Raw genomic sequence first — 6,271 nt, 5'->3', positions numbered from 1 at the left:
CGTAAGGCTATATCTGCCCATTCTTGTAACTTTTTCATGCCTTCTCTTGTTCCCCAATCAAAGACCTGAATCCTTACCCAAGATGGTTGACGTTTTACTAGCTACTGCGCTTGATTTGGTTAATCCACAGCACTTTAAAAATTGGTTTAGAAGCTGCTGCTACTGTACTTCATAAACCTGGAATCCGCTGTAATTTTTATTACTAATCTTTGTATAAAGCTCAGATTCCAGGTTTTACTAAACTTTTCTCCCAAGTCTCGCAAATTCCAGTAGCCAGGTATTTGGAAACTTTTTTAATAATTAGAGTTGCCAGGAGACTAGCAACAACAGGAGCAAACCCAAATCCACTGACTAAAACAGGAGCCAACATCCCAGCCGCTTTAGTATAGTTCTGATTTATTGTTTCATCTAAAATCTTCTGAGTCTCTGCATCGTCTCCGATGGGTTTGCACATAAGTTGGTAAACTAAGGGGTTGACGCGATCGAAAATTCGCCGACCAGCATCTAAAAATCTTGGATCGATCGCTGCTCTAGCCGCAAAGTTCACATCAATAGATTCCAAGGAAGCTGGGTCTACCCCTCTTGCTCCACGTCCAGCAACATCATCCCCTATGGCTTGTACGCGAGAGCCTAGCTGAGCTTCCAATACATCATCATCAAGCTCCCACAAACTTGCCACAATGGCTTCAACTTCTGTCATTTCTACTTATCTCCAGGCTTTACTTAACAATAGAGTTACTGATTATTCTGGAGATATAAAAATATCTTCCGAAACCAATCAAGCTAGTTTAACCAAAATATAGTGATATTTCCAAAATCTCAACTATTATTATCATTTTTTGATTGAGCGACTATCTCTCAGGAGATGAGCCGTGTTCGCGACTAATATCATTCCGGCTGTACCGGAATGATATTACCCAACAAAAGAAGTCAGGGGTAGCGCGCGAGATCGTTTTACGTTTAATTAGAACGACCTACTTAATTACTAACCTCAGCCATTTCAATGACGCGGCCGTCGTAATCCTTAACCAAAAAATTCAGAGGCTTTTCCCGACGAATTTTATAACTAATGCCACGAGTTTGTACCCTCATCAATAGCTGATCCAAACAATCGCGATCGAAACAAACGTGACGCGGGCGATTTTTTTCCCCTACACCCGCCCCGCTAATAATGTGCAGTTGGGTATTTTTCATCAACTGATACCACAAACCATCGGGACTCCCCAGCGTTTGAGAACTCGTTGCCCTCCCGACATTCGGCGACAAATACAGCGGATCAATACCAGTTGTCCCCAAAGTTTGCTCGTAATTGTAGTAGTAGTGCAGTGGCACTTCTGCTACGGGCAGGTTTAGCATACCTTCATAGAACTCCCTCGCTTGTCCGAGATCCGATACCATCACGGTGTGTACCTTCGGAGCACTGGTGAGAAACATCCACATCGCCCCCGCATAGGCGGCCAGCAGCATCACCATAATCCCTTGAGTCGAAAACAAGCTGTCAAGGGGCAGGAACGGCAAAAAAGAGCTCAAGTACAAAGGCCGAAGTCCAAAAGCAATAAAACTAACTGCTAGAGTCATGAATTATAAGAAAGGGTAAACAACGAAATTTATCAAGATTGCAGTCGCGATCGCCCGCGAGACTTAAACTATTAGCTTAGCCATCTATGTTAGCAAAAACTAGCGGTTAAGCCCTACCTGATGAAAGTCTTTGTATACGGCACACTCAAACCGGGGGAGTCCAACTACCTCCGCTACTGCGAAGGAAAAGTTGTGGAGGCTTGCCCCGCGATCGCCCGCGGTCAACTTTTTGCGCTGCCGATCGGCTATCCTGCGATGATGGCCGGAGATGGCACAGTCTGCGGTTTTCTCCTCTGTTTCGCAAACTCGGCTATTTTGGACGATTTAGACCGATTGGAAGACTATCATCCGCTGCGGGAACCGACACAAAACGAATATCAGCGGCAGGAAATCGAAATCTTCGATCGACACCTCAAACCTTTAGACACGGCTTGGGCTTACTTCATGTTACCCGATCGCGTTCGTTCCCTAGGAGGCATCTGGCTGCCCGACGGCAGGTGGGAAAATAGGTTTTTCACCAAATAAGGTGGTTAATGCCGATGAGCTTACTAAATTGCCATTGCCGTGCGATTCGGCGGATCGAACCTGTAACCGTAACCCCGAATAGTTTTAATAAACTGCGACCCCGTAGCATCAACTTCAATCATTTTCTTGCGAATCTGAGCGATATGTACGCTAACAACTTTCTCTTCTCCTATGTCGTTGCAGTTCCACCCCCAGATTTTTTCAATTAGCTGTTGGCGACTCCAAGATTGACCGGAATGACTTGCCAAAAAATACAATATCTTAAATTCCAAGGCTGTTAAATTGATAATGCGATCGTTGAGTGTTGCTTCCCGGCGCGCTGAATCGATCGCGAATTGATCGAATACAATACGTGATGGAGTGACAGGCCTCATCCGTCTCAACACAACTTCTATACGAATTGCCAACTCTGCCAAACCAAAGGGTTTACAGATATAGTCATCAGCACCGGCAGACAGAACTTTGAGTTTATCAGCTTCGTCTGTGCGGCTGCTTAGCATGATCACAAAAACATTAGTACGGCGCTGCATTTCCTGGCAGAGGTGATAACCTGTAGTATCTGGTAAATTCCAATCTAGAACGACTAGCAGTGGCTTTAATTTCTCAAACAATTCTAAAGCCGTCTCGCCATCTGCTGCGGAATCTACTTGATATTTCTGATTTAAAAAGCGATGAACTAGAGTGCGGATGGAAGCGTCATCATCCACAACGAGAATTTTGGGAGTAGTATCAATAGTCATCACAAAAAAGTTTCTTTTTCTTGTCAATTTAAAGCTGGAAATTACAGAACAGCTTTAGTCAAGCATAAATCCCAGCTCGCTCCAAATAACTGGCAATTCTTCAATCAACTTAGCTTGGAGGTCAAAAGGCTCTCCCATATCCCAAATTTTGACTTCTAGGCGTTCGCTAAATACGGTTATTTCAAGGTTGATCGGAGTTTCTATGGGCAGATTTTTGTGAGCGTGGCGAACAGCATTTGTAAACCCTTCGATCGTAGCAAGTTTGCACTGCTGCAGAACTGCTTCGGGAATCGGTAGATACTCTAAAAAACTGCTCGACCCACCATAAAACTTGTGTAACACTCTTGAGGTCAGTATTTAGTTGCAAGTTGATTGTTTTAATGCGCTGATCATAAATCGGATAAAAGTGTGGATTTTGTGGTTTTTTAATTCCCAAATTAAAACCTTTTAAAAAACTAACTACCCGCTTCAAATAACCATATTGATTCGTCTGTTGGGCTGGGATTATACCAGGATGAAAATTTTTCACAATTATTAAACAGTTTTGCTCGTCAGAAGTGCGTGTATAGCTTAGCTTGTCGGCAATTTTGCTAATAAGTTTTATGCCTATTCCGCGGGAGGGAATTTCATTTATACTATTTCTCATGTTGCTATCCTTTCTCATTATTTAATAGGTGATTTTTAGAGACACAACAGAATGGCATTCTGAAGGGTTAATTTTGCCGGATTTATGCCTGACTTTTCCCGTATGCCGTGCAGTTGTTGTCAGGATCATTTTCTCTTTGTTGCTGGGGTCTTGACAAACTCAGTTTGCGATCGCTAAACTGATCTAAAATTGACATTGACAATTAAAGAAGTAAATTATATAATGACGACCCTCCAAGCCTCTGAGGAGGGATTAGTAAAAATTAGGCAAGCTAGAAGAGAAAGGGGATCGACGATAGAAGACCCCAAATGGTTAGTAGAAGCTAGTCAAAAATTAGAACCCGATCGAACTTGGACAGAGGCCGGGCCCTATGCCGATGGCCTGTCGCTGCCAACTTGGAGGCGCTTTTTAGGAGGAAGAGAACCCATTAAAGCTAATGCTTTCAAGGCTTTTTGCACGGTTTTGCAGTTGAATTGGGAAGAAATTGTCGATCGTCCTCCTTTAGCCCCCTCTTACCAAGGGAGGGTTGGGGGGGTTAGAGATTTTTGCCAACAGCCTATTGATTCGGTAGTGGAAGAGATACGGCAAAAATGCCACAGCAAAATCCAACAGCTTTACAGCAAAATGCAACTGTTGGATATTGCACAGCCCGTCGAGGTCAGCAACCTCTACGTTGAAGTCAACATTTTGGAGGAAATTACCAGTTGGCAGCCGGGAGAAATTAGCGATTTACTCAGAGAGTTCAACCCAGATGCGGATAACTTTAACCGCTTGGGATTAGGTAAAGTATGCCAGAAACGAGTACCCGGATTGGATGCGGTGAAATCTCACTCTAAACTGATGGTACTCGGCAAACCGGGCTCCGGTAAAACTACTTTTTTGAAACACATCGCCATTCAGTGCGATCGCTCTGAATTTGAAGCAAACAAAATACCGATTTTTATCTCTCTGAAAACCTTTGCTGAAATCGCTAATCTTGACTTATTAGAATATATCAGCGACGAATTTGCCAGTTGCGGAGTTGAGGCGCGATCGCAAACTGAATTCGTACTCAGTCAAGGCAGAGGTTTGATTTTATTGGACGGCTTAGATGAAGTGCCAGAATCAGATAGCGATGCAGTCGTCAGACAGATTCGTCAGTTTGTCCAAAAGTATTACAACAATCAGTTTATTATTACCTGTCGAATTGCCGCTTCTAAGTACCGATTTTACGACGAAGCTTTTACCTGTGTGGAGGTAGCAGATTTTAATAACAAGCAAATCGCTGCCTTTGCTCGCAATTGGTTTGTGGCATTTTCCCAGAATATGGAGGCAGGTAAAGCTTTAGCGTCTCAATTTGTAGAGCAGCTAAAACTGCAAAAGAATCAGCAAATCCGAGAACTTGCAGTAACGCCAATTTTGCTTAATCTGACTTGTTTAGTATTCCAAGCCCAAGCAGATTTTCCATCCAACCGAGGCAAGTTGTATGAGGAAGGACTGGAAATTATGCTCAGAAAATGGGATGAAACTAGAGGCATTCAACGGGATGAAGTTTATCGCAATTTGAATTTGTGCCGCAAGAAACATTTACTTGCTTTTGTGGCAGCTATTACTTTTGAGCGGGGCGATTATTTTTTTGAAAAAAACACAGTTCAGCAATTGATTGCCGACTATCTGGCTAACTTACCCGATGCCACAACTGACCCCGTTCAGTTGGAAATGGATAGTGAGGTTGTGCTGAAGGCGATCGAGGCACAACATGGATTATTAGTGGAAAGGGCAAGAGGAATTTATTCGTTTTCTCATCTAACATTCCAAGAGTATTTTACTGCTACAGAAATAGTTAACAATTCCGATCGACAAGCTTTGGAAAAACTGCTCAGCCACCTGACCGAGAAGCGTTGGCGAGAAGTCTTGTTCTTAGCAGTTGGGATGTTGCAAAAAGCTGATGACTCGTTGCTGTCAATGAAACAGCAAGTTGATGGACTGGTCGCTGATGATCAGCAGTTGCAGCAGTTCCTAATGTGGGTAAGAAATAAATCTTTTTCTATTAAGGCTCCCTATAAACCATCAGCTATCCGTGCTTTTTATCTGGGTCGAGAGGTAGAGCGCGTTAGTAACCCTCGTTCGGACTTGAATTTTGACCTTAGTTTGATCCGTATTCTTGGTTATGCCATTGACCATACCTTTAAACCACCCCTTAGACTTTTTTTGTTGAACTTTACTTCTTATTATGACAATGAACGTGACTCTCAATTGGCTACTGAACGTGACTCTGATTTGGCTACTGATATTGTTTTTGACGTTGCAAAGGTCTATGCAATGGACCTTAATATTCCCTATCTTTATGCTGCTGCATCAGGTCGAAATCTTCTCTCTATCGTCGCCTTTACTCTCAATTTAAATCGGGAACCTGAATTGAAGCAATCTCTGCAACAACTCAGAGACCAACTATATGCTTCAGCATATCAAAACAGAATACAGGAGTGGTGGAAAAGCGAGCGGGAGTGGTGGGAAGCTAAAGGTAAAGATTGGACTCAGCAATTAATAAATGTGATGATTAAGTATCGCAATATAGGTCACGATTGGCAATTTAGCGAACAGCAGAAGTCATTGCTGAGAAAGTATTACGATGCTAATAAATTGCTGGTAGATTGCCTCAATAGCGGTTGTAATGTATCTCCTGCTGTGCGGCAGGAAATTGAGGAGACATTGCTGTTGCCGATCGCCTGGGGGGGTGACAACCAGCCTGAAACCGAGAGGTGGTGAGGATTGAGCCAATGTGTGCTAAAAAAAGATAGGC

General features: G+C 43.2%; 6 protein-coding genes. 2 read left to right on the top strand and 4 right to left on the bottom strand.

The features are described from left to right. Nucleotides 1-220 precede the first annotated feature (220 nt). Entirely contained in the window at nucleotides 221-700 is a 480-nt protein-coding gene (locus tag QUA36_RS30410) for a hypothetical protein (protein WP_333460067.1), read from the bottom strand. Nucleotides 701-978: 278 nt separating this feature from the next. Continuing rightward, on the bottom strand, nucleotides 979-1,578 hold the full coding sequence (locus QUA36_RS30405) for a glyoxalase-like domain protein (protein ID WP_333460066.1): 600 nt from the start codon (nucleotides 1,576-1,578) through the stop codon (nucleotides 979-981). 120 nt (nucleotides 1,579-1,698) lie between these two features. Here QUA36_RS30405 and QUA36_RS30400 point away from each other — a divergent pair, with 120 nt between their 5' ends. Continuing rightward, nucleotides 1,699-2,103, top strand: coding sequence for a gamma-glutamylcyclotransferase (locus QUA36_RS30400; protein ID WP_333460065.1), 405 nt, complete (start codon nucleotides 1,699-1,701; stop codon nucleotides 2,101-2,103). Nucleotides 2,104-2,126: 23 nt separating this feature from the next. Here QUA36_RS30400 and QUA36_RS30395 read toward each other — a convergent pair whose 3' ends face one another. Both QUA36_RS30395 and QUA36_RS30390 read right to left on the bottom strand, forming a co-directional pair. Then, nucleotides 2,127-2,843, bottom strand: a complete 717-nt coding sequence (locus tag QUA36_RS30395; RefSeq protein WP_333460064.1) for a response regulator transcription factor — start codon at nucleotides 2,841-2,843, stop codon at nucleotides 2,127-2,129. Between the two features lie 54 nt (nucleotides 2,844-2,897). Next, nucleotides 2,898-3,185: an ATP-binding protein gene (locus tag QUA36_RS30390; RefSeq protein ID WP_333460063.1), complete on the bottom strand. Its 288-nt coding sequence runs from the start codon at nucleotides 3,183-3,185 to the stop codon at nucleotides 2,898-2,900. 526 nt (nucleotides 3,186-3,711) lie between these two features. On the opposite strand from QUA36_RS30390, the gene QUA36_RS30385 reads away from it, so the two are divergent. Further along, on the top strand, nucleotides 3,712-6,237 hold the full coding sequence (locus tag QUA36_RS30385; protein ID WP_333460062.1) for an NACHT domain-containing NTPase: 2,526 nt from the start codon (nucleotides 3,712-3,714) through the stop codon (nucleotides 6,235-6,237). Nucleotides 6,238-6,271: the final 34 nt, after the last annotated feature.

Source organism: Microcoleus sp. Pol10D4 (genome assembly GCF_036701555.1).
GTDB lineage: Bacteria > Cyanobacteriota > Cyanobacteriia > Cyanobacteriales > Microcoleaceae > Microcoleus.
The sequence above is the reverse complement of the archived record's forward strand: the minus strand, read 5'-3'. Positions and strand labels throughout refer to the sequence as shown.

Excerpts from the sequence above, each read along its gene's own strand:
- QUA36_RS30385 (WP_333460062.1), top strand. The coding sequence starts at position 3,712 with ATGACGACCCTCCAAGCCTCTGAGGAGGGATTAGTAAAAATTAGGCAA.
- QUA36_RS30405 (WP_333460066.1), bottom strand. The coding sequence starts at position 1,578 with ATGACTCTAGCAGTTAGTTTTATTGCTTTTGGACTTCGGCCTTTGTAC.
- QUA36_RS30410 (WP_333460067.1), bottom strand. The coding sequence starts at position 700 with ATGACAGAAGTTGAAGCCATTGTGGCAAGTTTGTGGGAGCTTGATGAT.
- QUA36_RS30395 (WP_333460064.1), bottom strand. The coding sequence starts at position 2,843 with ATGACTATTGATACTACTCCCAAAATTCTCGTTGTGGATGATGACGCT.
- QUA36_RS30400 (WP_333460065.1), top strand. The coding sequence starts at position 1,699 with ATGAAAGTCTTTGTATACGGCACACTCAAACCGGGGGAGTCCAACTAC.